The sequence below is a fragment of the Paraburkholderia fungorum genome (assembly GCF_003610895.1).
GTDB lineage: Bacteria > Pseudomonadota > Gammaproteobacteria > Burkholderiales > Burkholderiaceae > Paraburkholderia > Paraburkholderia fungorum_B.
In genome coordinates this window covers 559,427-582,136 of sequence record NZ_MCAS01000001.1, presented here as the reverse complement: position 1 = coordinate 582,136, position 22,710 = coordinate 559,427, and the positions used below count along the sequence as shown (strand labels likewise).

Genomic DNA, 22,710 nt, shown 5'->3' with positions numbered 1-22,710 from the left:
GCACGCAGAACGATCGTCGCAAATGAACGCATGGTGTGCCGCACACCATGCGCCTCGTCGATCGCGCGCACCGGTCAGCGCGCTCAGGCCGCACTGCCTCGCGACGCTTCTCTGCTCAACCGGTAGTCGGTGGGTGTCGTCGACAGATACTTGCGGAACAGTTTGGCCAACTGACCGCCACTGCCAATTCCACAGCGCCGCGCGATTTTGTCGACGGGCAAACGCGATTCCACGAGCATCTGGCAACTCAGATTCAGACGTGCGCGCAGGAGATAGTCTGAGGGCGTCAAGCCGATCTCGTTCTTGAAGCGGCGCAGGAAGTTGCGCTCGCTCATGGCGGCGAGGCGTGCCGCGTCGTCGACCGAAATGGGACGATCGATGTTTTCTTCCAGCCAGCGTGCCGACGCCATGATTTTCTCGCTGACGTGCGGCGCCACGCTGCGAGCCATGGAAGCGCTGAATGGCGTCTTATGCTGAGGGGCGATCGACTCGGCAACCTGACACGCGAGTTCGGGCCCGAGATCGTCTTCAATGATGCGCAATGCCGTGCGCTCGGCAGTCGGGGTCTCACTGCTCGAGCGCGCCGGATAGAGGCCGCGCACGTTGTTGCTGTCGTGAAGCGGCTGATGGTAGCGGCTGGCAAGCCCGGCGGCTTCCAGCAGCAACCGGCCTTCCGCGATGGGATGAACGATCGCGCTGAACGAATGCCTGTGCCTCAGCCAGATGCGCAGGCGCTCGTCGCCGCATGCCTGTTGCACGCCCGCGCCGCCTGCAACGAACAACAGGTGCGTGTCGTTCGTGCCGCGGTGCGAATCGACGCTTTCCGTCCAGACGAACACCGACGACGAACTCGCGATGCGGCCACCCGCGGCCGAAAGCAGTGAGACGTCGTAGCGTGCGCGGCCCGATCGTTGCGACGCGTTGAGCACGTTCGCCTTGTGGAATATCTCGATGAGCGCTGCGACCTTAGGTAGTGCGAAGCCATTGAACAGCGCTATGTCGACGCGAGTCATCGCGTTTGCCAGCGTCGGCATGGCACCTTGCCGCGAGCTGCGCGGCAGAGTAAGAACCCTCTCCATTAGTTTTCCCCGGAATGATATGGCCTGCAAAGCCTCTCTCAAGACCCTGTCTTTTTTCTTGTTGGCACATGTTATGCAAATGATATTAGCATCTTTATTGTATGGCTGAATTGGCCAAGAAATTGGCGGATCGAGACATTAATTGGGCGGGCGGTGTCCCGCCGGTGCAGGCATTCCCAAATAAAGGATTTGCGTGTTTTAACGAAAAAGTCGAATGAATCTGGTAAATAACTGCGAAAATGAGACGGAGTGTATGGAGAGGTTTATAAAGTAATTTATATACGGATCAAAGGGAATCAGGTTGTCAAACGCTATTGAAGCGGCATGGCCTCGCCAGCCGGTATGTTGCCGATAAGCACGGTAAAGCAGCATGACGGTTCCGGGTTGCCGCTGTAGCCGCGATCACCTTATCGCGAGACTGCTTTCTGATTCCCGGTTGGTTGCGGCACAGCGCTTATCCGTTTCTCATTTCCGATCGTCAAAGCAGGGCCTTCCTGCGTCTTCTTTGAAAGGGGTGCCGCGTATCATGTCGGCGCGCTGCGCGCGGCTCACTTGCCGCCTGGGGCAGGTTGCATTGGCCGGGTGCATACCGGAGCCGGGCACGATCACACTACTGGCAAACGATTGCGTGGCTAAAAAAGTCGCATTTGTGGCCGATAACCCGTTCATGCACAAACAAGACATTAAAACAATCGTTGATGCCGCCAGCGAAACCGCCGATACCATTGTCGGTGCGCGGCGGTGGAGGACGGCCGAGGAGGCAAGCGCAATGCACGACGTGATCTTCTGGGACATGATCGCCAAGCAATTACCCGACATTAGCATTGTCGAGCTGCTTTCGATTCTCGATTAGGTGCGCAGCGGGGTTTCTGCCGCTTGCGCATCATTGCTTCGAATCGAATAGACGAATTCACGAATCAACAAAAAAAAAGCCTGCCGCCCGAAGGAGCGGCAGGCTATGAGACCGAGGGGTGGGGTGTGTGCCTGAGATGGGCGCCCCTCGAAAGACCAGAGCCGAGTCTAGCCGTTCGAAGCGGGCGGTGAACGCAGACGGCTGATTGAATCAAGTTGTTGACCGAACCGGACATGAAAAAAGGCCCGTGAGCAGAACCGCTCAAGCGGCAGATAAACCTGAAAATCAAAACAATACATTAACAAAAACTGGCTAAGGCTGGATACGATAGTGGAAAAAGCTGCCTGTCAGCCATAACACTGGTTGTTAGCAACGGGCAGTCATTCCCTTTCCAAACAAGCCCTTCACGCCTCCTATGCCACGTCCCATCGTTGCGCAGATTCATCCCGACGCCATTGCCCATAACCTCTCCCTCGTCAAACAACGGGCACCTCGATCACGGGTTTGGGCCGTGGTCAAAGCCAATGCATACGGACATGGGATCGAGCGCGTCTTTCCGGCGCTCGCGAGCGCCGACGGCATCGCGCTGCTCGATCTCGACGAAGCGGTCCGCGTACGCGAGTTGGGTTGGACCAAACCGATTCTTCTTCTGGAAGGTATTTTCAGGCCGGGCGACGTGCAAATCGCCCAGCAGTTCGATCTTTCCATGGCTGTGCATTGCCGTGAGCAACTCGATCTGTTGCGCCAGTCGTCCTCACGTGCGCGCGTCAACGTGAATCTGAAGATGAACTCCGGAATGAACCGTCTCGGCTTCCGGCCCGATACGTACCGTGCCGCGTGGGAGGACGCGAAGTCGATTCCGGGCATCGCGGACATCACGCTGATGAGCCATTTCGCGAATGCCGATGACGGCGACGTGGCATGGCAGTTGGATCGCTTCGATGCGGTGACTCACGACTTGCCCGGACAACGCAGCCTCGCGAATTCGGCGGCGGTTCTGTGGCATCCCCAGGCGCATCGCGACTGGGTGCGCCCGGGTGTCGTGCTCTACGGTGGTTCGCCCACCGGTCAGTCGCGCCACATTGACGACGTGGGCTTGCGCGCTTCAATGACGTTCCGTAGCGAAGTGATCGGTGTGCAGTCGTTGTCGGCGCAGGAAACCGTGGGTTATGGCCGTGCCTTCGCCGCCAATCGTGAAATGCGCATTGGCGTGGTGGCATGCGGATATGCGGACGGCTATCCCCGCCATGCATCGACGGGTACGCCCATCGCGGTCGACGGTGTCATGACCCAGGTGGTGGGCCGTGTTTCGATGGACATGCTCACCGTCGACCTGACGCCATGCCCGCATGCGCGCATCGGTTCAACCGTCGAGCTATGGGGTGACCAGGTCAAGATCGATGACGTCGCTCACGCATCGGGAACAATCGGGTACGAACTCATGTGCGCGTTGGCAAAACGGGTGCCGGTGGAAGTCGCCTGAATGACCTTCTTTCTGGCCGGGGCGTGAGGCAGTCCGCAAGGAAGCGTCGCATCTTCGGCCGGGAGGCGGCGCGACACGCTTGTGGCGCAGGCGTTGTGGGTCCGGGGCAGGCTTATGCCGTTGCACCGGACACTTTGTGTTTACGTAATAATTGCGCGGGGTGTTCTACTCGATCCACTAACCATTAAAAATGCGCAGGTCATGGCGTTCAGCGAACCAAGGTCTCCATTTTTCAAATGGGTCGTGTCTTCCGCTCAGAATCTGAGCGCTGACAATCGGCAAATATTGCTTGCCAATCTGTTCACGCGAACCGCATCGATTATCTTTGCGTCGATCTGCGAAATCAGTGTCTGCGCGACCGCCTACTACCTGTATCCAACGGCCCTTTACGCGGTGTGGGGCAGCGCCGTGGTCGCGCTGCTGATTGCGCGTCTCACGTTGATCCGGCTGTGCTGCCGGCGCAGCGCCCGCAACCTGCCGACCCCTACCTCGGCCTTTCTCCTCGCGAGTCTGCTCTGGGCCGTCGTATTTGGCTTCGGTACTTTTTTGTGCAACACCAGCGGCGACCAGACGCTTTTTCTGCTCGGCAATGTCTGCGCCGTGGGGGTAATCGGCGGATTGGCCGGGCGCAACGCGGGCACGCCCCGGCTGGTGCTTCTGCAGATTTCGTCCATTCTCGCGCTATTGGCGTGCGGGGCGGCGCTTTCTCCCGGCTCCGGCAAGCTCGTGCTGCTGTTTCAGGCGCCGTTCTGTGCGGCGGGATTTTTTACCGTGGCGCTGCGCAGCAATCGCGACATCGTGGCGCTTCTATTGGCGCGCGAAAGCAGTCACCGGCTTGCCCACCATGACAGCCTCACCGGCCTGCCCAATCGCGCTCGCATTACCGAGCTTCTGCTGGAACGCACCGCGGCAGGCTCGTTGCGGCAGGATTATCGGTTCGCGGTTCTGCTGATCGACCTCGACGGCTTCAAGGCCATCAATGACAGCCTGGGCCATGCCGCCGGCGATCAGATCCTTCAGGAGGCCGCCATCCGGTTGCGTGAAGTACTGCCGGGCGCCGGCCTGGTCGGGCGCCTGGCAGGCGACGAGTTTGTCGCCATTACCGACGGCACGGCGTCGACCGGCACCGTGGATTTGCTGGCGGATCGCATCGTCAAAACGCTGGCGCGCCCTTTCGTACTGACCGAGGCATTGGTGCATATCGGCGCCAGCGTGGGCGTCTCGCGCTATCCGGAGCACGCAACCACCGGGCCTCAATTGCTGATCTGTGCGGATCGTGCGTTGTACGCGGTCAAGCGCAGTGGCAAAAGCGCCTTCGCGATGTTCGACGCCGTCAGGCACGCTTCCGACGAAAGTTTGAGCCTGTTGCGCAGCGATCTGGAAGGCGCGATGCAGTCCTATCGCGATCTGCGCATGGAGTACCAGCCGATCGTCGATCTCAGCGACGACACGATTTCCGGCCGCGAGGCGCTGCTGCGCTGGACGCATCCGACTCGTGGCGAGCTTTCTCCCTCGGCGTTTATTCCCACCGCCGAACGTACGGGCCTCATCCTCGCACTCGGCGAGTGGGCCCTGCTGCAATCCTGCACGGAAGCGGTTACCTGGCGCGATGCGGTGAGCGTGGCCGTGAATGTTTCGCCGGTGCAATTGCGGGAGGAGTCGTTTGCGGGGACGGTTGCGGCCATTCTTGGCAGGACGGGATTGCCGCCGGCGCGTCTGAATATCGAAGTCACGGAAACGGTGTTGTTGAGCGACGATAGCGTGACCCGGCACAACGTCGAGAAACTGCGTGCGTTGGGAATCGGCCTCGCGCTCGACGACTTCGGCACGGGTTTTTCAACCATGTCCACGCTCGTGCGCTTCTCTTTCGACAAGCTCAAGATCGACAGTTCGTTCGTGAAGGAGTCCGTGCACCGGCGTGAATCCGCAGCCGTGGTTCGCGGGATTGTGGCCCTGGCACGGGAAATCGGCATACCGACCACGGCCGAAGGCATCGAGACGCAGGAGCAACTGAATTTTGTGCGCGTCTGCGGATGCACGCATGCTCAGGGTTTTCTTCTGGGCAAGTCGGTCCGGGCCGAGGAGATCCCGCAACTCGAAAAAAGCCTTATCGCGCACTCCACGGATAAGGCGTGAGCGGCAGCGTGGCAACCTTCGGGCGTGTGTGGCTGCGGCCGCTCACGCAGCCGCAGCCGCAGCAGCAGCCGCCGTCGCGTAACGGGAACCTCTGCGCCGGCCACCCGTGACCTCTGCGGTCTGCTCACCGCTCCCAAGATAGGCATCACGCAAACCATCCAGTTCCAGCAGAACGTCCGCTTTCCCATGCGCGACCACGCGGCCGCCTTCGAGTACATAGCCGGACTGCGCATAGCGCAACGCGATTGCCGCATTCTGCTCCGCCAGCAAAAAGCTGACACCGTCGTCGCGATTGAGTGCCGCCACCGTCTCGAAGATCTCCTCGACGACCTGCGGAGCGAGCCCCATTGAAGGTTCGTCGAGCAACACCAGCGCGGGCCGCGCCATCAGCGCGCGGCCGATCGCCAGCATCTGCTGTTCTCCGCCGGACGTGTAGCCCGCCAACGTCTTGCGACGCTCCCTGAGTCGCGGAAAGATCCCATAGATGCGTTCGAGTTCCGCCTCGAGATCGGCACGGCTCGGACTTCGTACAAAGGCGCCGAGCCGCAGATTTTCATCGACCGACAGATGGGCAAAACAACGCCGTCCCTCCAGCACCTGGACGAGCCCGCGTTCGGCGAGCGTCCATGGGTCTACATCGATAGTCGCGTTGCCGCGATAGGTGATGCGGCCTGATGTAAGCTCGCCCCGTTCGGCACGAATCAGGTTCGAGACGGCTTTCAGCGTAGTCGTCTTGCCTGCGCCGTTGCCGCCCAGCAGGGCAACGATAGCGCCGGACGGCACCGTCAGTGAGACACCGCGCAATGCCGCAATGAGCTGGTTATACGTCACGGCAATCTCTTCGACCTGCAGGATCGGGGCGGCGCTCATGCTCAGAGGTCCTTACTGCAATCGCGCGGCGTAATGCCCTTTTCCCTGGCGTACGCATTGGCCGACTTCTCGATGATCGGGCGCAAGAGCGGACGATCTGCCTGAACCCAGCCGCTGATGACTTTCCATTGCTGGCCGTCCCATTGCTGGAAGCGCACGGCGCCGCCGCCCTCGTGATCGGAACACGACAGTTTCAGCGGCTGAACCAGCCCATACGCGCCGAGTTGCTTAAGACGCGCGTCGTCGAGATTCAGATGCTCGAAACCCCAGCGTACCTGTTCGCCCGTCAGCGGCTTGTTGCCATACTTTGCTTGTGCGACACGCAGCGCTTCGACATTGAGAATGCCGTTGACCACGCCGAGGTTGTAATACACCGTACCGAAGCGAGCCGGATCCTTCAGGTTGCCGTTGCCGGGTTTGATCACATACTGATTGATCGCCTGAAGCACCGGGAAATCGGTGCCCGACGGGTGTGTGGTGATCGAAATAAAGCCCTTGGCGGCGTCGCCGGCCGGACGTGCATCCTCTTCCGAATTGCTCCAGATGTTGCCGATGATGTGATTCGCCGGGAAGCCGACCTTCTGCGCCGACTTCAGTGCGACCGGATTCATCACGCCCCAGCCGCGCAGAATCACCCAGTCCGGATTGATCCGGTGGATCGTGAGCCACTGCGAGCCCTGTTCGTTGCCCGGATGCGGGACCTCGATCTGCGTGAGCTCGAAACCGTATTTCTTGGCGAGCGTGTCGAGCACCGGAATCGTCTCGCGGCCGTAAGGCGAGCCGTGGTAGAGCACCACGATCTTCTTGCCTTTGAGCTGGTTCAAGCCGCCTGATTGCTGACCGATGTAATTGACGATTGCCGAGACTTCGCTATACGGATTGAGCTGGAGCGGAAACACGTACGGGAATACCGCGCCGTCGGTGGAATCCGTGCGGCCGTGATTGATCGTGACCAGCGGAATCTTGTCGGCGGTCGAGCGGTCGAGCGTCGCGTAGGCGATCCCGACCGAGAGCGGATTGGTCGCCGCGGCCGGTGCGCCGTTCAGGCCGCCTTTGAGCCGCTCGTAGCACTCCACGCCTTTCTCCACGACGTATTCGGTTTCGCATTCGCTCCACGTCAGCTTGACTCCATTGACACCGCCATCGCGCTTGTTGATGAGGTTCATGTAGTCGATGAAACCGCCGAAGAAACCACTGCCGCCCGCCGCATACGGTCCGACGCGATAGCTTTGCAGCGGGAAGTATTCTTCGCCCGCGGCCTGCACGGTGGACATAAACGCGGTGGTGAGCGCAAGCATCAGGCTCGCGGCAACGGCGGTGCGCGAGACGGTCCCACGCTTTCTGAAGGAGTCGATGAAATTCATACTGAATGGACCTTGATTGGATAAACGATGGTTAAGGGTGGTGGATGAACCCGGCGTCATGCACGCAGCGGCCAGTCGCGCAGACGGTTCCGCGCGGTCTGAACCAGTCTTGCGAGCCCGTCTGGTTCCTTGATGAGAAAAACAATGATCAATGTGCCGAAGAGGATCTTCTGCAGGTTCTGCAACTGACCGGCTTCGATGCCGATGCTGGCGAGCGCGCCTGCCGCGTTCGAGAGAAGAATGGGCAGCAGCACGATGAACGCCGCGCCCAGAAAATTCCCGCCAATGCTCCCCATGCCGCCGATGATGATGATGAACAACACCTGAAACGACAGATTGAGGTCGAAGCCGTGCGGCTCGACCGTGCCGAGATAGGCAAATGCCCACAACGCGCCGGCAATGCCGATCACGAACGAACTCAGCGCGAAGGCAAGCAGCTTGGTGCGGCCGGCCGGAATGCCGATCACCCGCGCGGCGGTGTCCATGTCGCGCACGGCCATCCAGCGGCGGCCGAGTTCGCTGCGCACGAGGCGGGCTGCAAGTATGAACAGCACGGTAGTGACGCCCAGCACGAGCAGATAGCGCGCAGCGGGCGTGTCGATCTTCAGGCCGAACGCGGTGAGGCGCGGCGCGCTGAGTACGCCTGAGGTGTCGTTATTGGAAAACCAGCTGACTCGCGTAAAAATCCATTCGACAAAGAACTGCGCGGCCAGTGTCGAGACGATCAGATAGAAGCCCTTGATACGCAGACTCGGCAAACCGAATACGGCGCCGACCGCGGCGGTGATCAATCCCCCCAGCAACAGGTCGGCGATGAGCGGCAAGCCGGGCGCCCGCACCATCAGGTTGTACGTGGCATAGGCGCCAACCGACATGAACGCCGCGGAACCGAGCGAGAGCTGACCCGCGTAGCCGGTGACCAGGTTCAGGCCGAGTCCCGCGAGAGACAGCACGAGGAACGGAATCAGAATGGCATTGAGCCAGTAGTCGTTGCCGAACAGCGGAACGGCGATGAACGCGATCAGCGCGAGCAAGGCGGCGAGCGATGACTTCAGCAGCGGCAATCGCAGCGCGTGTGGCTTGAACTGGCGCGGTGCGTTCAGGGTGGCGCGAAGAGATGACATAGCGGGCCTCACACGCGTTCGACGGCGGGTTCGCCGAACAGGCCGACAGGCCGCGCGAGCAGGAACAGCATCGCGAGCAGATAGGGAAACCAGTTTTCAATGCCGCCGCCAAGCAGGCTGCCGACATAGACCTCAGCAAGCTTCTCCGAGGCGCCGATCAGCAGGCCGCCCACGATCGCCCCGCCGATCGACGAAAACCCGCCGATAATCAGCACCGGCAGCGCCTTCAACACCACCAGCGAGAGCGAGAACTGCACGCCGAGGCGCGCGCCCCACAGCAGGCCTGCCACGAGGCTGACAAAGCCGGCCAGCGCCCAGACGATCGCCCACACGCGCGGCAGCCGCAAGCCGATGGCGAGCGCCGCGAGCGGATCGTCGGCGACCGCGCGCAGCGACAAGCCGAGCCGCGTGCGATTGGTCAGCAGCGACAGGCCAATCACCAGCGCGCCGGCGGTCGCGGCGGCAAAGATGTCGAACTGGCTGATCATGACGCCGGCCACGTTCAGCGGCTTGTCGTCGATGCCGAGATCCAGGCCGTGCACCTGCGCGCCCCAGAACAACTGCGCCGCGCCTTCCAGAATGAAACTCAAACCGAGTGTCGCCATGAACAGGACAATGGGCGGGCGGTTCACCAACGGCCGCAACACGAGCCGGCCGATCAGCACTGCGATCAGCACCAGTGCCGCTAGCGTTACGCCAAATGCAAGCACGGGGTTCACATGCCGTTCGACGAGGCTCACATACGTGAGCGCGCCGAACAGCACCATCGAACCCTGCGCGAAATTGAAGACGCCGGACGCTTTGTAAATCAGCACGAAGCCGATTGCGACCATCGAATACATCACGCCGGCCAGTAACCCGCCGACGAGTACTTCGAGAAAAAATCCCATGTTGTTCAGTCTCTCAGTGACGGGTGCCGAGATAGGCGGCCAGCACGTCCGGGTTGGTGCGCACGTCGGCGGGGGCGCCGTCGGCGATCTTCTTGCCGTAGTCGAGCACCACGACGTGATCCGACAGGTCCATCACCACGCCGATGTCGTGCTCGATGAGTACGACGGTCACGCCGAACTGCGTGTTGGCGTCGAGCACATAGCCCGCCATGGCGCGTTTTTCGTCCGCATTCATACCGGCCATCGGTTCGTCGAGCAGCAGGAGGCGCGGCTCGGCGGCGAGGGCGCGGGCCAGTTCGACACGTTTCTGAACGCCGTACGACAAGGTGCCGACGGCGGTGTGGCGATAGCGCTGCAAGTCGAGCGCTTCGATCACGACCTCCGCATGGTGGCGCTGCACCGCTTCATCGCTGCGGGCGCGGCCGAGACTCAAGGTTTGCTCAAGCCACGTGCTGCGCCGGTGCAGATTGCGGCCGGTGAGTACGTTGTCCAGCACACTCATCCGGCGAAACAGCGCAATGTTCTGAAACGTGCGGGCAATGCCGCGGTGCGCCGCGTGATACGGATTCATGCGTCGGTAGGCATGGCCGTCGAAAAGCACACGGCCTTGCTGCGGTTGATAGACGCCGTTGATCACGTTGAGCAGCGAACTTTTGCCCGCACCGTTGGGGCCGATCAGCGCGCAGATTTCACCCTTGCGTACGGCGAAGCTGATATCGGTGACCGCTTTCACGCCTTTGAACGACAGCGAGATATGGTCGAGCGAGAGCAGGGCGGTTGCGGACGAGGTCATGGAGAATGGAGTCATGCGTCACTAGGCGGGCTGTTGCGTTGGCCGCTGTGCCGGTTCTTGCAACCCGCCGCCGGGCACGGGACGTTGTGGTGCCGCCGCCTCGCGGCGCGAATCGACACGGCGCCAGTCGCCTGCGTCGGGCCACGCGCGCACATCCACGCGTAATGCGCCGAATAGCGCGGCGGTTTTCTCGTCGAGCGGCAACCCGATGACGAGCGCCGCATGGGTACGCCTAAAACCGATCACCTCGCGAAGCGGGCGGGCGATGAGCCACCAGGTCAAGGCGCGCGCAAGCGAGCTGCCCTGTCCGCGTTGGGCACGGTTGATCAGGCGCCGTCGCCAGGAGCGTGCGCCGGGCAAGCGGTCGTCGACGAGCTGTGCCACACGGGCATAGGTTTCGCGCGTGCCGGCCACGAGCGTCGGGGCGAGCTCGCGGCGATCGTTGTCGCGGGTCGCGAGCGACTCCGGGAAATTCAGGCGAAAGCCGCTCAGCACCCAGGGTGCAATCAGGTAACGTGCCTGCGATGCGGCGGCGAATGCGCGCGCGGCAAACGCTTCGTCTTCGGGATTCAGTTTCTCGATGGCAGCGAGTTGCTGAGCTTCGCGCACCAGCGCCAGATGCGGGAAACGCTGTTCGACGAGTTGCCCATCGGCATCGAGGCGCACGAAGGCGAACGCGTCGTCGTGCGGCCGGGCGAGGGGGGCGAGCCCGCTGTTACCTTGAACCGGCAACGTGCGATAAGCAATCACCGCTGCATGCGGATGCGGCGCCAGATTGCGCGGATTGGCGTCGATCACGCGCAACCCTTCGCAGCCCAGCAGACGATCCACCTGACTGTCGTCTTCCGCGAACGCGAAGCGCGGGGCGATTTGTACAAGCGCCGAGCGCAACGTGTCGCCGGCGAGTTGCGGGTCGAGTGGTATCGCGACGCCACCGTTCCACTGCGCCGCGAGCGACAGCAGCAACGCTTCCTCGCGTGGATGACTGACGAGCAGCAGCGCGTCGCCTGCCGCAAAGCCGTGTTGCGCGAGACCGGCGGCCAGCTGCTCGACCGCCGTGGCAACCTCGTGCCACGACAACGCGTGCCATGCACCCAGCCGCTTGTGCCGCAATGCGACGGCGTGCGGCCGATGCTGCGCCTGATGGCGCAGCCAGTCCGGTAACGTCGAGGGCTGCGCGTCTGTCATGCTCAGGCAGCCTTGGCCTGTTGCTTGAGTTCGAGTTCGCGCACCAACGGCAAGACACGCTTGCCGAAATACTCCACTTCTTCGATGAAATGAAGAAAGCCGGTCAACACGAGATCCACGCCAATCGATTTCAGTTCGACGATGCGCTCGGCGATCTGCTGCGGTGTACCGATGAGATTGGTGCGGAAACCGTCGTTGTATTGCACGAGGTCTTCGAAACTCGACTTGGCCCAGTTGCCTTCGCCTTCGGGGGACGCCTTGCCGGCCTGTTTGACGGCGTCGCCGAAGGCATGCACCGCTTCGACGTGCGCGTGTTTGATGATGTCGGCGAGAACGGCCTGAGCTTCTTCTTCGGTATCGCGCGCGATCACGAAGGCATTCACGCCGATCCGCACCTTGTGATTGTTCTTCGCCGCCTTGGCCTGAATATCGTCGATCTGCGCTTTCAGATTCTCCGGCGTGTTGCCGTTGGTGAAGTACCAGTCGGAGACGCTGGCAGCGTTGTCGCGTGCGGCGCGTGAACTGCCGCCCTGGAAGATCTCCGGATGCGGCTTCTGTACGGGCTTGGGACTCAGCGTGTAATCGTTGAAGCGGTAGAAGTCCCCCTTGAAAGTGAAGTTGTCCTGGGTCCAGATGCCTTTGAGCGCCTGAATGAATTCGTTCGAGCGGCGATAGCGTTCGTCGTGTTCGAGCCACGGCTCGCCGATCGCGGTGAACTCGCCCTTGAACCAGCCGCTCACCACGTTGATCGCAATGCGGCCGTTCGAGATATGGTCGATGGTGGCCAGTTGCTTGGCGACCACGGCGGGATGCCACGGCCCTGGCAGAATCGCAGCCAGCACTTTGAGTTTGGTCGTCGCGTGCAGCAGGGCCTGACTGAACGAAACCGATTCGTGCTGATATTCCGCGCCGTATCCGGCAGTGAAGCGGATCTGGCTCAGCGCGTAGTCGAAACCCGCCTTCTCCGCGGTTTGTGCGAGTTTCTGGTTGTACTCGAGACTCCAGTCGGTGCGTTGCTCGATCGTGCTGACGACCAGACCGCCGCTGACATTGGGTACCCAGTAAGCGAACTTGACGGCGTCGTCGTGGGAGGGGTTCTGGCTCATGATGTTCCTGATGATTGAATGTTGGGATCTATGCAAGCAGCGTTGCGGTTTGCGGTAACGAAGCAGGAAGGCGTCCGGCGTGCAGCCACGGAAGCGCGCGTGCGACCGCCAGTGCAATGCGTTCTTCCAGCGCGGGGTTCGAGATTGCGTAGCCGCTGAAATCCGCCTCGGACGCGTACACGCCGATCGGCAGCGTGCGAGCCTGAAAGAAGCTGAAGAGCGGGCGCAATTGATGGTCGATGACAAGCGCATGACGATCGCTGCCACCGGTTGCGGCGAGCAGAACCGGTACGTCGAACAGCGCCTCGTGGTGCACCAGATCGAACAGATGCTTGAAGAGTCCCGTATACGAGGCGCGATAAACCGGGCTCGCCACGACCAGCAGGTCCGCGGATTCAATGGCTGCGATGTGCGCTTCCACGTCGGCCGGAACCTGTGAGCGATGAACCGCGCCGGCGAGGCGCGAGGCGATCTGCCCCAGTTCGACGAGGTGAGTGTCGATCGGCAGCGCGTCGCCGAGAGCGGCAAGCAGGCGTTCCACCACGACGAGAGTGCGCGACGGCCGTTGCAATCCACCGGAGATGGCGGCTACTTTCAATCTCTTGCCCATTCGAACGATCCTTTCAGGCGAATTAAAATTAATCTGGAGTGCAGCTTATTTAGCGAATACCGTGCCATCCGTTTTTGCGCGGACCAGACGGACTCGGCTGGAAAGTTCGGATCAACGCCGATCGCGCGCTGAATCAAACGGCATAACCGTTTGCGGTTTTTTGCGGCCTTGCATATCGCGGTGGCGTGGAACTATTGCAGGCTGACGTATGAAGCTGGCGAAGCAACATGGCCTCAGCGCTGCTGCTGGGGAAGCAATCCCTGAATCCGCCGACGGCGTGCGGACTTTCAGTATTCCAACGGGTCTGCTGCGGGGGAGGCGCTCAACAGGAGGATGCTGATGCAGAGGCAGCATCCATAACGATGCTGCTGCGTAAGCAGCAATTCGACTTTGGTTACCACAACAAAATGCATCGGAATTTGCGGGAGATGGTCAGAATACGTCTCTCAGGAAGCAATGCTGATCGATGCCGTTCACGACCCGTCAGCCGTCAGCCGTCAGATGCCGTTCCACGTCCGTGCCAGGCGGAGTGAGTGCCTTTGTCCATATGAATTCGACCTACGTACTGCCGGACGCACCGGCCTCCGTGCTACCGGACGCGCAGCGTGCACCGGTAACTGAAACGCCACTGCAAAGCGCGCAGCGGCTCGCGGCCACCTTTGCGATAACCGCCGCCGAACGCGACGCGCGAGGCGGAACGCCGAAGGCCGAGCGGGATGCATTACGCGCCAGCGGCCTGCTCGCGATGAGTATTCCCGAGGGGCACGGTGGCCTTGGGGCCAACTGGCGGCAGACCCTGGATGTGGTGCGCACACTCGGTCGGGCAGATAGTTCGCTCGGCCATGTATTTGGTTTCCACCATCTGATGCTGGCGACCGTGCGCCTGTTCGGCTCGCCGGCGCAATGGCGCGCCTGGTTCGAGCAGACTGCCCGGCGCCAATGGTTCTGGGGCAACGCGTTGAACCCGCTCGATGAGCGGGCCGTGAGCCATACGCAGGCGGATTGGCGGGAGTTCAGCGGGCAGAAGAGTTTTTGTTCCGGCGCGCTGGACTCCGAAATGTTGATCGCCTCCGCGCGAGACGCCGGCACCGGCGCTTTGCTGATCGCGGCGATACCGACTGGGCGCACAGGCATCTCTGTCGCGGAGGATTGGAACAACATCGGCCAGCGGCAAACGGACAGCGGCACGGTGACGCTGGAAAAAGTACGGGTGGAGAACCACGAGATCCTGACCGACCCCGGCCCGCTGTCGACGCCCTTTGCGTGCCTGCGTCCCTTACTCGCTCAGTTGATCCTGACGAATGTCTATCTGAGCATCGGCGAAAGTGCGTTCAACGACGCCCGTCATTACACGCTTCATGAAGCGCGGCCGTGGCACACGTCCGGCGTGCAAACCACCGCAGCGGATCCTTATATTCTCGGCCAGTACGGCGAGTTCTGGGCGGGCCTCGAAGCGGCGCGGCTCCTGACCGACCGCGCGGCCGATCGATTCGATGCGGCCTGGGCCCGAGCGGGCGCGCTGACCGACGCCGAGCGCGGCGAGGTCGCGTTGGCGGTCGCAACGGCCAAAGTGGCCGCGACGGAAATCGGGCTCACCATCTGTACCCGTATGTTCGATGTGGCGGGCGCGCGCGCGACGCATGGCGCGCTGAGGCTGGACCGTCACTGGCGAAATTTGCGCACTCATACGCTTCACGATCCGCTCGCCTACAAGCTCCGGGAAATCGGTGAATGGGCGCTGACGCAACGATATCCGACGCCGAGCTTCTACTCATGAACTATTCACTCGATCACGTGTTACCGGACCGGCCAGCTGTCGCGAGAGCGGAGGCCCCGCCTGTGCTGACGATGCCCGACAAGCGCGCGCTGACCACCTCCATTCGCGCAACCGCGCAGATCTTCTCGGACCCGCAATCGGTGGCTTTGCTGGAACGTATTCGCATGGTGGCGCCGAGCGAGGCGAACGTGCTTGTGATTGGCGAGACCGGGACGGGCAAGGAACTGGTTGCACGTCATGTGCATAATCTGAGTGCCCGCAAGGACGGCCCGTTTGTGGCGGTCAATTGCGGGGCGTTCTCCGAGTCGCTGGTGGAGAGCGAATTGTTCGGCCATGAGAAAGGCGCGTTCACGGGGGCGTTCTGCGCCAAGCCCGGTTGGTTCGAAGCGGCCAATGGCGGGACCTTGTTTCTGGACGAGATAGGCGATCTGCCGCTGTCGATGCAGGTCAAGCTGCTGCGCGTGCTGCAGGAACGCGAGATCGTACGGCTCGGTTCGCGCAGGAGCATTCCCATCGACGTGCGCGTGCTGGCGGCCACCAATGTGCACCTGCAGGACGCGGTGGTGGCGGGCCATTTTCGCGAGGATCTGTTCTATCGCCTGAACGTCGTGCATCTGGCTGTACCCACACTGCGCGACCGGCCCGGCGATATATTGCCGCTGGCCCGCTACTTCATTGAGGAGTACCGCAACCGGTTGGGTTACGGCCCCGTCGGCATCGAGCCGCGCGCGGAGCGCAAGCTGCTGGAGCATACCTGGCCTGGCAACATTCGCGAACTTGAGAACGTCATTCACTACGCGTTGCTGGTGTGCCGCAGCGATTCGCTGGGCGAGGGCGATCTGCAAATGTCGTCGTTCGGAATTCACGCCGCGCGCCGTGCGGCCGCCGACCCGGTTGCATCGACACCGATTGAAGCGCTGGAGGGTGCGTTGCGCCAGCTCTTCGATCAGGCGGAAGGCAATCTGTTCGAGCAGATCGAAGACACGGTGATGCGCGTGGCGTTCGACTTCTGCTACCGGAACCAGATTCAGGCGGCGCGGCTGCTGGGCATCAGTCGCAATGTGTTGCGGGCGCGCCTGATCCGGGCCAAACAGATTTCCGCGCAGAAGTAGGCTCACTTGCCTGATCTCCGTGCCTGATCTGTTTGCCTGAGCTATGTGGCGGATCTGCTGTCACCGATCTGCCAGACGAAGGGCGGCTGCGTGCCGTTGATTTCCCAGTCGCCCACGATCCGCTCCTTGTAGATCAGCGGATTGTGTGACGCGGCGGTACGCGCGTTTCGCCAGTGACGGTCCAGTAGTTTGTTTTCGCTAACGCCTGAAGCACCCAGTGCATTGAACAGGTCGGTGGTCGCCTGCAGAATCAGACTGGCCACGGCGACTTGTGCCTTGGCCGATTCGATTTCGGCCGCCACGTTCGCGGCCTGTTCGGCATCGCGGTCAGTGCCAAAGCGCGTTTCGTACGCTCTTTGAGCGGGCTCCGCGGCGCGCACTGCAGTGGCCTCCGCAGCGTACACGCGTGCTGCTATTTGCCCAACCACCTGTTGCACCTGTGCGTCTTCGCTGACGCGCGGCGCGTTGCCGTGGCTGTAAACCCGGGTGCGTTTGCGTACTTCGTGCGAGATGTCGCGCAATGCGGCGCGCCCCGTTCCCGCGATCACGGCGATCAGCACCAGCTGGTAGAACGCCGTCTGGTACTTGAAACGCGTGGAGAAATCGATGATGTTTTCCGCGTCGACCACCGCGTTTTCGAATACAGACGTTCCGCTTCCGGTGGTGCGTTGACCGAAGCCATCCCAGTCGTCGCTTTGCCTGACGCCTGGCTGGTGCGTGCTCACGGCTGCGATGACGTCGGCGCCGTTGTCGTCGCGCTGCGCGTAGACGTCGATCCAGTCGGCAAAGATGCTGCCCGTGCTGTAGTACTTCGTTCCGTTGACGACCCACTGGTTGTCATGGCGCGATACACGCGTGATCACATCGCCTATCTTGACCGCGCCGACTTCGGTCCACGCATTGCCGACGATTTCGCCCGCCACGAATCGCTGCAGCCATTTTTCCCGGGCCGCGCCGGGCGCTGCGTTGATCCTGTCTTCGACGAAAGCGAAATGACCGCGCAACGCTTGCGGCAGGCTCGAGTCGGCCTCGGCCAGTTCGATCAGCAACTGCACGAGTTGCGCAAGCGTCGCGCCGGCGCCGCCGTATTCGCGCGGCACTCTGACGGCGCCGAACCCGGCTTCCTTCAGCCAGACAATCTGCTCGTAGGGCAGCGCACGCGTGCGTTCGCGTTCGAGCGCGCCTTGCGCGATCCGGTCGAAGATCGGCTTGAATCTGGCGAGCAACTGTTCGTAGTCGGCGCCGGTTGAAAGTGGCAATGCTTCACGCTGGATGTGTGCTGTCATGCGCCTGCTCTTGAGTCGATAGGTGGAGTGGGGCAGAGCGGTTAGGCTCCCGAACCTATCAACTGAAAAGCACGAGCCATGCCATTGGGATGCGTGTCCCGTCTTGCTGATCTATAGGGTAAAGAAGAGGTTTTGTGCTGCTGGACCGGGAGCAGTGTGCTGATGATCTGCTGGTCTGAAAGCAGCCGGCGGTCGAGGCGCCCGCCGGATCCGGCGGGCGCTGATCATTTCGCGGTCTGCTTTTACTGACGCAGTTCCGGCGTATCCTGCATGGCGGCCTGCAGCTTCTGCACGGCATCGGTCGTCGCGCGTTGAGCGGCGAGACCGAAGTTACGCTTGAATTCGCTGAACTCCGCGTGACCGTTGCCCGTTACTTCCTTCTTCGTCACGAGTTTGCCGCTCGGATCGGTCACGGTACATACGAGCGTCACCGAGAAGTCGGTCGGCGGCCAGGTCAGAAGGCTCGGCGACGAAGAAGTCGTCGAGATGGTCGGCGTGACGACATAGCTCAGATTCTTGGCTTGAACCGTTGCCTGATCGGGCGCGGCATTCAGTTTCACCACATTGCTGAACACCTGGCTGAGTTCGACATAGATCGGCAGTTCCAGATCGCGATACGGTTTGTAGGCCACCTTGTCGCCGCCGCCGCCCGGCGTCACGACTTCCTTGGTGCGCAGTTCGTCGGTGATCACGAGTCCAACCGTCTTGTTGATCGGCTGCGTTTGGGCCGTCGCCGTTGCCGCGGTAGAGGTGCCTGCGGTGATCGCTGCCGGGTCGCCGGAGATGGTGATGTCGTGTGCGCAACCTGCGAGCGACGCAATTGCGCCGGTGACGACGATACTGCGAATAAGGTGCATCAGTTTCATGATGATTTCTGGTCTGTGAGAAAAGAAGGATTACTGGATGGCTTGCATGAACGCGGGATCCGCGTAGAGCGACGCGAGCAGCTTCTGGACGATGAGCGGATACTCCTGCGTTGCCCGCGGAATCGCGATCGCGGCGGCGAACGACGAGTCCCACTGCGTGGTCGCGGTTTTCACGCTGTCGTAGCGCACTTCTTCGCCGCGCTTGACGATGAAGCGAGCGGAGATCGTGCCGGTGGCGGTGCCGACGTTGGCATCGACGTTGTTCTTCAGCAGCACGCCGCTCAGTTCGACCTTGGCTTGGGGTGACAGTGCACGGGCGAGGGTCAACTCTTGTTGTAATGCACTCGAAAGGTATTGGGCAAACGAATCGCCAACGGGCGAGGTCATGCGGTTCGCGCGCAGTTGCACGGACGAATGATCGCCATCGGCTTTATCGTTGGTGAAAGTGCCGAGACGCGTTGCCAGCGGCGATGCGTTCTTGAGCGCCTGGATATTGTCGACGGAGGCCGAATAGGGCGGCGCGACAACCGAGCACGCGGCGAGCGTCGCAATCGGGATGACGAGGAGAATCCTTCGCAAAGCAAACATGGGCTTCTAATGCCTCTTTGGTTATGGTCTGATTGAGGTGGTCACCCGCCTCGACGCCTTTGCAAAGACGGGTTCACGTATTATCGGCAAGTCCGGAGAAAAATTGACTGAAGGGTTATTCTCTTTTTGCTTTGAAAGCAAATCGTAATTAAATCGTGCAAGAAGTATGGGCGAATTGATCCGGCATTACCCGGTTTATGGTCGCCCATTGCATGACGGCCAATAGCGCTGGTTTATCTCCACCAGCACACGCTCAGGATGCGATACCGAGGTCACCATGGAACCCACATGGCAATTCCAGCTCCGGATTACCGTCTCGCCCGAACTGGCCGGCAATCTGCGCGCAAACTCGCAGGGTGTTTCTCATACCGCGCTTCATGATGTGCTGCGCCGGCACAACGCGACCTTGAAGTGTCAGTTCGACGCTTTCGCCGGCTACGTGAGCGAAGCGGAGCAGCAGGGAGTCGAAAACTATCCGCTTTATCAGTGGACCCTGCAGACAATCGGGAATCCGGAGAAGAAAGCAAAGTACTTGCAGTCGTTCACGGTCTACGTAAATGGCGACGAGATATACGGCAAGGAAATTGCCGACGTGATGGAAGCTGAATTGCAGTCACTCATCAGCGACGACGGCATTAAAAGCGTCGCCAGATTCGATACCAATCCAGCGAATAACCCGCAGCCGCCCAGGCGCTAACGGTTATCCGTAGTCGGCCTGTTTTTCGCCACGACACCCGCATGTAATAAACGGTAATTACCTTCTCGGCAACGCGTGCGCTTGAGCGCATGCGTTGCCGACGCGCGATCGCGTCCGTCATTCATTTTCACGGAGACATTCATGCCGACTTCGGCATTCCGGCTTTTTGCGCTCGCCGGCGTTATTGCAATGAGCGCGCTGCTTGGCGCGTGCGGCGACGATGTGTCGTCGCCTGCGCCGGTGCCTGCTGCAGCGGCCAAGGCAGCATGCGGCAACGCCACTGTCGCCAATGCGCGTATGAGTTGCCCGCCGGGTTTTGTCCCGCCCGCCTCCTGAGCTCGGAATTCAAACTAGGTTCATCGCATGGTCACCAAAACGCGTCGAGATTTTCTGAAGCTGTCCGCCGGACTCGCGGGCGCGACAGCCGCCACCACCCTGTTTCCCGAATCGATTCGCAAAGCGCTGGCAATCGAGCCGACTTCGGTGACGGGTACGATTCAGGATGTGCAGCACATTGTTGTCTTCATGCAGGAGAACCGCTCGTTCGATCACTATCTCGGTCACCTGAGCGGCGTGCGCGGTTATAACGACCGCTTTCCCGTGACGCTGCCGAACGGCCAGCCGGTGTGGTTCCAGCCGCGCCAGGAGGATCAGACGAAGGTGATCGCGCCGTTCCGCTACGACACCACCAATCCGAACGTCAACGCGCAATGTATCGGCGGTTTGCCGCACACATGGGCCACCACGCACGGTGCGATCGACAGCGGCCGCGCCGACAAGTGGGCCGTGCAGAAGAGCAATATGACGATGGGCTATCACGAGCGTGCGGACATTCCGTTCCACTACGCGCTCGCGGATGCCTTCACCGTGTGCGACAACTACTTCTGTTCGATCCCGGGCAACACACACCCGAACCGCATGTATCTGATGACGGGGATGGTCGACCCGCTCGCTACCGGTGGCGGCCCGCTGCTCGACAACACCGATTACATCGACAACCAGTTCGACACGATCAAGCTGCAGCCCTTTAACTGGACCACGTATCCCGAGCGGCTCGAGACGGCCGGCATCTCGTGGCAGATCTACCAGCAGGGCACCGGCTTCGACAATTTCAACGGCAACTACGGCACGAACATGCTGGCCTCGTTCCAGAATTTCGTGAACGCACCGGCCGGTTCGTCGCTGCAGAACCGCGGCATGAGTACGCGCACGCTGACGCAGCTGAAGGCCGACGTACAGGCCAATGCATTGCCGCAAGTGTCGTGGCTGCTGCCGCCCGCCGCGTATTCGGAGCATCCGAAGTTCACACCGCTCTACGGCGCCAATTACATCTCGACGATTCTCGATGCGCTGACGTCGAATCCCGATGTGTGGAGCAAGACGGTCCTGTTCATCATGTATGACGAGAACGACGGCTTCTTCGATCACGTGGTGCCGCCGCAAGCGCCCACGGTGCCGGGCTCGGGTATGAGTACCGTGGACATCTCGCTTGAGCGGCATAACGTCGTGACCGCGACGCAGGCCGGTACCTATACCGCCGACAATCTCCCTTACGGTCTCGGCCCGCGCGTGCCGATGACCGTGGTGTCGCCGTGGTCGAAGGGCGGCTTTGTCTGCTCGCAGGTATTCGATCACACGTCGGTGCTGCAATTCATCGAGAAGCGTTTCGGCGTGATCGAAACCAATATCTCGCCGTGGCGCCGTGCGATTTGCGGCGATCTGAGTTCGGCGCTCGACTTTTCGAAGTCCGACGCCAGCGTGCCGTCGCTGCCGAGTACGCAAACCTACGTTGCACAGGCCGATTTGCAATGCGCACGCACCACGGCGCAGGCCGCACCGGCCAGTACCGCGCAGCAACTGGTCACGGCGCAGGAGCCCGGCACGCGGCCCGCGCGTGCGTTGCCGTACGAGTTGCATGTGAACGGGCAGGTGCAGTCGCAAGGCTATGCGCTGACGTTCGCGAATACCGGCACGCAGGGCGCGCATTTCTGGGTGTACACAGGCGACCCCACCGCCATGCCGCGCCGCTACACCGTCGAGGCCGGCAAGCAGTTGACCGACACGTGGGCGTTCGACGCGAACGGCAATTACATGGTGAACGTCTACGGCCCGAACGGTTACTTCCGGCGTTTCGCGGGATCGTCCACAGCGGATGCCGCGGCAAAGCCGGATGTCGTAACCTGCTACGACGTGGCGAACGGCAACGTCTACGTCACGCTGTCCAACGCGGGGAGCACGCCGCTCACGGTCACTGTGGCTGACGTCGCTTATGGTCAGGCGCCGCGCACGGTGACGGTGCCGGCGGGCAAGAGTGTGGAGGCGCATTGGGACCTGTCGTGCAGCAGTCAGTGGTATGACTTTCAATTGACTGTCGCGGGCAACGCGAGCTGGTTGCGGCGCATTGCGGGTCACGTCGAGACGGGTCAGATCAGCATTACCGATCCGGCGGCAACCGCGCCGGTGACAAGCGCGATTTAAGCGTGTGGATCGGCGATTTCTTTCATTGTCATTTCGGATTCGCGCCAACTGACAAAGTCAATTTTACATTTGACGACAAGGCGTCGAGTTCGTGAGAGGATGGCATTTCACTTTTTCTCGCGGAGGGCGAAATGGGACTCTTGGACGAAGTAGGCAAGATCGCTGGCGCAGTAGCAGCCGTTGAGGCAGCAGAAAAAGTCGATCCGGATGCAGGTCTGCTAACGAAAGGCGTTGCAGCGGTAGCGGGCTTTGAAGGTGCCGGGGCATTGGAAGGGTTGGTCGAGAAGAAAGAAGGCGAGAAGCAGGACGACGCCGACAATGCTCAAGCCACCGACGATACGAATCCTCAGACGTGATTGTGTGCGGTGAGCGGGCCAGTCCTTTGCGGGACTGGCCCGTTTTTTATGGTG

General features: G+C 61.3%; 21 protein-coding genes. 9 read left to right on the top strand and 12 right to left on the bottom strand.

Features of this window, described 5'->3' with window-relative positions; translation table 11 throughout:
- Positions 1 to 83: 83 nt before the first annotated feature.
- Positions 84 to 1,079, bottom strand: a complete 996-nt coding sequence (locus BCY88_RS02475) for a GlxA family transcriptional regulator (protein WP_120342663.1) — start codon at positions 1,077 to 1,079, stop codon at positions 84 to 86.
- A gap of 370 nt (positions 1,080 to 1,449) precedes the next feature.
- Between BCY88_RS02475 and BCY88_RS40195 the strand changes: the two genes are divergently transcribed.
- The 3 genes from BCY88_RS40195 (at position 1,450) to BCY88_RS02460 (ending at position 5,551) form a co-directional block, all read left to right on the top strand.
- Entirely contained in the window at positions 1,450 to 1,932 is a 483-nt protein-coding gene (locus BCY88_RS40195) for a hypothetical protein (protein ID WP_259461201.1), read from the top strand.
- Between the two features lie 415 nt (positions 1,933 to 2,347).
- A complete protein-coding gene (gene alr, locus BCY88_RS02465) occupies positions 2,348 to 3,415 on the top strand; it encodes an alanine racemase (RefSeq protein ID WP_120342662.1) in 1,068 nt (355 codons plus the stop codon).
- Positions 3,416 to 3,616: 201 nt separating this feature from the next.
- Positions 3,617 to 5,551: a putative bifunctional diguanylate cyclase/phosphodiesterase gene (locus BCY88_RS02460; RefSeq protein WP_120342661.1), complete on the top strand. Its 1,935-nt coding sequence runs from the start codon at positions 3,617 to 3,619 to the stop codon at positions 5,549 to 5,551.
- Between the two features lie 42 nt (positions 5,552 to 5,593).
- On the opposite strand, the gene BCY88_RS02455 is transcribed toward BCY88_RS02460, so the two are convergent.
- The 8 genes from BCY88_RS02455 to msuE all read right to left on the bottom strand — a co-directional run bounded on the left by BCY88_RS02455 (position 5,594) and on the right by msuE (position 13,496).
- Positions 5,594 to 6,421 carry an ABC transporter ATP-binding protein gene (locus BCY88_RS02455; protein WP_120342660.1) on the bottom strand — a complete coding sequence of 276 codons (828 nt, stop codon included), beginning with the start codon at positions 6,419 to 6,421 and terminating at the stop codon, positions 5,594 to 5,596.
- 2 nt (positions 6,422 to 6,423) lie between these two features.
- Positions 6,424 to 7,719 (bottom strand): ABC transporter substrate-binding protein, encoded by a 1,296-nt coding sequence (locus tag BCY88_RS02450; RefSeq protein WP_120342787.1) that lies wholly within the window; start codon positions 7,717 to 7,719, stop codon positions 6,424 to 6,426.
- Between the two features lie 122 nt (positions 7,720 to 7,841).
- Positions 7,842 to 8,909 carry a branched-chain amino acid ABC transporter permease gene (locus BCY88_RS02445; RefSeq protein WP_120342659.1) on the bottom strand — a complete coding sequence of 356 codons (1,068 nt, stop codon included), beginning with the start codon at positions 8,907 to 8,909 and terminating at the stop codon, positions 7,842 to 7,844.
- Between the two features lie 8 nt (positions 8,910 to 8,917).
- Positions 8,918 to 9,799, bottom strand: a complete 882-nt coding sequence (locus BCY88_RS02440; protein WP_120342658.1) for a branched-chain amino acid ABC transporter permease — start codon at positions 9,797 to 9,799, stop codon at positions 8,918 to 8,920.
- 13 nt (positions 9,800 to 9,812) lie between these two features.
- Positions 9,813 to 10,592: an ABC transporter ATP-binding protein gene (locus BCY88_RS02435; protein ID WP_120342657.1), complete on the bottom strand. Its 780-nt coding sequence runs from the start codon at positions 10,590 to 10,592 to the stop codon at positions 9,813 to 9,815.
- A gap of 21 nt (positions 10,593 to 10,613) precedes the next feature.
- Entirely contained in the window at positions 10,614 to 11,780 is a 1,167-nt protein-coding gene (locus BCY88_RS02430) for an AMP-binding protein (RefSeq protein WP_120342656.1), read from the bottom strand.
- Between the two features lie 2 nt (positions 11,781 to 11,782).
- Positions 11,783 to 12,886 carry a dimethylsulfone monooxygenase SfnG gene (gene sfnG / locus BCY88_RS02425; RefSeq protein WP_120342655.1) on the bottom strand — a complete coding sequence of 368 codons (1,104 nt, stop codon included), beginning with the start codon at positions 12,884 to 12,886 and terminating at the stop codon, positions 11,783 to 11,785.
- Positions 12,887 to 12,914: 28 nt separating this feature from the next.
- Positions 12,915 to 13,496, bottom strand: a complete 582-nt coding sequence (gene msuE / locus BCY88_RS02420) for an FMN reductase (protein WP_120342654.1) — start codon at positions 13,494 to 13,496, stop codon at positions 12,915 to 12,917.
- 547 nt (positions 13,497 to 14,043) lie between these two features.
- On the opposite strand from msuE, the gene BCY88_RS02415 reads away from it, so the two are divergent.
- Both BCY88_RS02415 and BCY88_RS02410 read left to right on the top strand, forming a co-directional pair.
- Entirely contained in the window at positions 14,044 to 15,273 is a 1,230-nt protein-coding gene (locus tag BCY88_RS02415; RefSeq protein ID WP_120342653.1) for an acyl-CoA dehydrogenase family protein, read from the top strand.
- Positions 15,270 to 16,385 carry a sigma-54 interaction domain-containing protein gene (locus BCY88_RS02410; RefSeq protein ID WP_220669644.1) on the top strand — a complete coding sequence of 372 codons (1,116 nt, stop codon included), beginning with the start codon at positions 15,270 to 15,272 and terminating at the stop codon, positions 16,383 to 16,385. Before BCY88_RS02415 ends, BCY88_RS02410 begins: the two co-directional genes overlap by 4 nt.
- Positions 16,386 to 16,426: 41 nt before the next feature.
- Here the strand turns inward: BCY88_RS02410 and BCY88_RS02405 are convergent, their stop codons facing one another.
- The 3 genes from BCY88_RS02405 to BCY88_RS02395 form a co-directional block, all read right to left on the bottom strand.
- Entirely contained in the window at positions 16,427 to 17,671 is a 1,245-nt protein-coding gene (locus tag BCY88_RS02405) for an acyl-CoA dehydrogenase family protein (RefSeq protein ID WP_120342651.1), read from the bottom strand.
- 242 nt (positions 17,672 to 17,913) lie between these two features.
- Positions 17,914 to 18,537: a hypothetical protein gene (locus tag BCY88_RS02400; RefSeq protein ID WP_120342650.1), complete on the bottom strand. Its 624-nt coding sequence runs from the start codon at positions 18,535 to 18,537 to the stop codon at positions 17,914 to 17,916.
- A gap of 30 nt (positions 18,538 to 18,567) precedes the next feature.
- The gene (locus BCY88_RS02395) at positions 18,568 to 19,125 is read right to left on the bottom strand and encodes a hypothetical protein (protein ID WP_120342649.1); all 558 of its coding nucleotides are present in this window, start codon (positions 19,123 to 19,125) and stop codon (positions 18,568 to 18,570) included.
- Between the two features lie 277 nt (positions 19,126 to 19,402).
- On the opposite strand from BCY88_RS02395, the gene BCY88_RS02390 reads away from it, so the two are divergent.
- The 4 genes from BCY88_RS02390 (at position 19,403) to BCY88_RS02375 (ending at position 22,656) form a co-directional block, all read left to right on the top strand.
- On the top strand, positions 19,403 to 19,822 hold the full coding sequence (locus BCY88_RS02390) for a hypothetical protein (protein WP_120342648.1): 420 nt from the start codon (positions 19,403 to 19,405) through the stop codon (positions 19,820 to 19,822).
- Between the two features lie 141 nt (positions 19,823 to 19,963).
- Positions 19,964 to 20,158, top strand: a complete 195-nt coding sequence (locus tag BCY88_RS02385) for a hypothetical protein (protein WP_120342647.1) — start codon at positions 19,964 to 19,966, stop codon at positions 20,156 to 20,158.
- Between the two features lie 27 nt (positions 20,159 to 20,185).
- The gene (locus tag BCY88_RS02380; protein ID WP_120342646.1) at positions 20,186 to 22,300 is read left to right on the top strand and encodes a phosphocholine-specific phospholipase C; all 2,115 of its coding nucleotides are present in this window, start codon (positions 20,186 to 20,188) and stop codon (positions 22,298 to 22,300) included.
- 131 nt (positions 22,301 to 22,431) lie between these two features.
- On the top strand, positions 22,432 to 22,656 hold the full coding sequence (locus BCY88_RS02375) for a hypothetical protein (protein WP_120342645.1): 225 nt from the start codon (positions 22,432 to 22,434) through the stop codon (positions 22,654 to 22,656).
- The last annotated feature ends 54 nt before the right edge of the window (positions 22,657 to 22,710 follow it).

Bases quoted from the DNA above. Each gene is read 5' to 3' on its own strand.
- BCY88_RS02475 (WP_120342663.1), bottom strand. From the start codon at position 1,079: ATGGAGAGGGTTCTTACTCTGCCGCGCAGCTCGCGGCAAGGTGCCATG.
- BCY88_RS40195 (WP_259461201.1), top strand. From the start codon at position 1,450: ATGACGGTTCCGGGTTGCCGCTGTAGCCGCGATCACCTTATCGCGAGA.
- alr (WP_120342662.1), top strand. From the start codon at position 2,348: ATGCCACGTCCCATCGTTGCGCAGATTCATCCCGACGCCATTGCCCAT.
- BCY88_RS02460 (WP_120342661.1), top strand. From the start codon at position 3,617: ATGGCGTTCAGCGAACCAAGGTCTCCATTTTTCAAATGGGTCGTGTCT.
- BCY88_RS02455 (WP_120342660.1), bottom strand. From the start codon at position 6,421: ATGAGCGCCGCCCCGATCCTGCAGGTCGAAGAGATTGCCGTGACGTAT.
- BCY88_RS02450 (WP_120342787.1), bottom strand. From the start codon at position 7,719: ATGCTTGCGCTCACCACCGCGTTTATGTCCACCGTGCAGGCCGCGGGC.
- BCY88_RS02445 (WP_120342659.1), bottom strand. From the start codon at position 8,909: ATGTCATCTCTTCGCGCCACCCTGAACGCACCGCGCCAGTTCAAGCCA.
- BCY88_RS02440 (WP_120342658.1), bottom strand. From the start codon at position 9,799: ATGGGATTTTTTCTCGAAGTACTCGTCGGCGGGTTACTGGCCGGCGTG.
- BCY88_RS02435 (WP_120342657.1), bottom strand. From the start codon at position 10,592: ATGACCTCGTCCGCAACCGCCCTGCTCTCGCTCGACCATATCTCGCTG.
- BCY88_RS02430 (WP_120342656.1), bottom strand. From the start codon at position 11,780: ATGACAGACGCGCAGCCCTCGACGTTACCGGACTGGCTGCGCCATCAG.
- sfnG (WP_120342655.1), bottom strand. From the start codon at position 12,886: ATGAGCCAGAACCCCTCCCACGACGACGCCGTCAAGTTCGCTTACTGG.
- msuE (WP_120342654.1), bottom strand. From the start codon at position 13,496: ATGGGCAAGAGATTGAAAGTAGCCGCCATCTCCGGTGGATTGCAACGG.
- BCY88_RS02415 (WP_120342653.1), top strand. From the start codon at position 14,044: ATGAATTCGACCTACGTACTGCCGGACGCACCGGCCTCCGTGCTACCG.
- BCY88_RS02410 (WP_220669644.1), top strand. From the start codon at position 15,270: ATGAACTATTCACTCGATCACGTGTTACCGGACCGGCCAGCTGTCGCG.
- BCY88_RS02405 (WP_120342651.1), bottom strand. From the start codon at position 17,671: ATGACAGCACACATCCAGCGTGAAGCATTGCCACTTTCAACCGGCGCC.
- BCY88_RS02400 (WP_120342650.1), bottom strand. From the start codon at position 18,537: ATGAAACTGATGCACCTTATTCGCAGTATCGTCGTCACCGGCGCAATT.
- BCY88_RS02395 (WP_120342649.1), bottom strand. From the start codon at position 19,125: ATGTTTGCTTTGCGAAGGATTCTCCTCGTCATCCCGATTGCGACGCTC.
- BCY88_RS02390 (WP_120342648.1), top strand. From the start codon at position 19,403: ATGGAACCCACATGGCAATTCCAGCTCCGGATTACCGTCTCGCCCGAA.
- BCY88_RS02385 (WP_120342647.1), top strand. From the start codon at position 19,964: ATGCCGACTTCGGCATTCCGGCTTTTTGCGCTCGCCGGCGTTATTGCA.
- BCY88_RS02380 (WP_120342646.1), top strand. From the start codon at position 20,186: ATGGTCACCAAAACGCGTCGAGATTTTCTGAAGCTGTCCGCCGGACTC.
- BCY88_RS02375 (WP_120342645.1), top strand. From the start codon at position 22,432: ATGGGACTCTTGGACGAAGTAGGCAAGATCGCTGGCGCAGTAGCAGCC.